The organism is Aquiflexum sp., assembly GCF_041751335.1.
In the GTDB taxonomy this organism is placed as follows: Bacteria; Bacteroidota; Bacteroidia; order Cytophagales; family Cyclobacteriaceae; genus Aquiflexum.
Window position 1 is genome coordinate 1 of record NZ_JBGSXS010000225.1, and the last position, 1,584, is coordinate 1,584.

General features: G+C 35.3%; 3 protein-coding genes. All 3 read left to right on the plus strand.

Going from position 1 to position 1,584, the window contains the following annotated elements; genetic code table 11:
- Positions 1-13: 13 nt before the first annotated feature.
- The 3 genes from ACEW8U_RS11865 (at position 14) to ACEW8U_RS11875 (ending at position 1,405) form a co-directional block, all read left to right on the plus strand.
- Positions 14-382, plus strand: coding sequence for a type II toxin-antitoxin system HigA family antitoxin (locus ACEW8U_RS11865; RefSeq protein WP_373522260.1), 369 nt, complete (start codon positions 14-16; stop codon positions 380-382).
- 17 nt (positions 383-399) lie between these two features.
- The gene (locus ACEW8U_RS11870; RefSeq protein ID WP_373522258.1) at positions 400-807 is read left to right on the plus strand and encodes a hypothetical protein; all 408 of its coding nucleotides are present in this window, start codon (positions 400-402) and stop codon (positions 805-807) included.
- A gap of 91 nt (positions 808-898) precedes the next feature.
- Positions 899-1,405, plus strand: a complete 507-nt coding sequence (locus ACEW8U_RS11875) for a hypothetical protein (RefSeq protein WP_373522259.1) — start codon at positions 899-901, stop codon at positions 1,403-1,405.
- The last annotated feature ends 179 nt before the right edge of the window (positions 1,406-1,584 follow it).

A 1,584-nucleotide genomic window follows, 5' to 3' on the forward strand; every position in this document is an offset into this window, starting at 1 on the left:
AAATCTTATGATTATGAATTTAAAACCAATTAAAACAGAAGAAGATTACAGAGTCGCCTTGAAAAGATTAGAAGATATTTTTGATGCAAAAAGTGGCACTCCTGAGAGTGATTTGCTTGAAATACTAGGTTTAATGGTCGATGATTATGAAAACAAACATTATGCGATTGAAGCACCTGACCCAATCGAAGCGATTAAGATTCGGATGGAAGAAATGCACCTTAAACAAGTTGATCTAATTCCTGAAATAGGTGGGAAAAGTAGGGTGTCGGAAATTTTGAACCGTAAGCGTAGATTGACGCTTGACATGGTTCGAAAATTAGCGACTCGTTTAAATCTATCAGCTAATTTGCTAATTACTGATTACCAACTTCTCCGATAGGATCATTTCGCATTTAGGTGAAAAGAAAATTCCATGATGAAAAAGGAAATTCTTTGATGGCATTTCCTGCTAGGTCTCAAGAGGATTATACAGCAGTTAATAAGGGGATTGTAACAAATCTTATAGACCGAAGGAATTCCAAAGCACAAAGAAAAGGGTTAAGAGAAAAGTTAGATAAAGAAATTATTGTCAATGATGAAGAGTTAAAACGATATGTTGATGATATCTTTCATGAAGACTTTAGAACCATTTCATACAATATCTTGATAGCAGCAAAGAAAAACCCAAAAGTGATCTCTGCATACTACAATTTTGTAAATGCCTATCAATTGTTTAAAAACGGAAAGGAATCATATGGAAACATTTGCTGCTTATCTGTCGATAAAGCAAAAGAATTATTAAAAAAAGCAAAAGCGCTATATTGAAATTAAACTAGTGGTTTTTTGAATTTTTGACTTGTATCACCCGGGAAGAACCAGGTTTGAAAAATCCATGAACTACAGAAAAAACCCTCCAATGAATAGATTCAACTTCAAAAAAAGAAACCTTGTTTCCGGACTTCACCTCTTGGGGCCGGTGCTGATAATAGCAGGTTTATTTGCTTTGCTTAGCCCATTATTTATGGAAAGTGGCAGTTCTATGGAAAAGATTATAGGGGTAGGAGTGGGTGCTATCGTTATTGGACTTGGAATCGTATCTTCTTTCAGTGGTACACTTATCGATTTTAACGAAAAAAGATTCAAAGAATATTTTTCAATTGTAGGTTACAAATTTGGTGAATGGGCAGATCTTCCCGACATATCGACAGTAAAAGTAATTTCAAACAGCTATGTTATCACCAACACACCGAATGGAATTAGTCCGACTTTTTCAGGAAAGGTAACCGATTTCAGGACATTCCTATATTCGGATGCTTCCAAACCTGTGTTTTCATTTGTGTATTCCAATAAGAATAAAGCTATCAAAAAAGCTAAGAAGTTGGCTTCTAACTTGGATGCCGAATTGGTTATCAATATTGAATAATGAGAATTATATCGACTTGCTAAACCCAAACTTCGCTGATTCTTTTTGCTGCATGCGGAGGTCAAAAACCATACAGATATTCCGGATAAAGGGAAGACCTGCAGGGAGGATTTCAATCCCTTTTGAATCAAATTCGATCAATCCTTCTTCTTTGAATACCTTGAGTCTGTCCCAATTCT

Excerpts from the sequence above, each read along its gene's own strand:
- ACEW8U_RS11865 (WP_373522260.1), top strand. The coding sequence starts at position 14 with ATGAATTTAAAACCAATTAAAACAGAAGAAGATTACAGAGTCGCCTTG.
- ACEW8U_RS11875 (WP_373522259.1), top strand. The coding sequence starts at position 899 with ATGAATAGATTCAACTTCAAAAAAAGAAACCTTGTTTCCGGACTTCAC.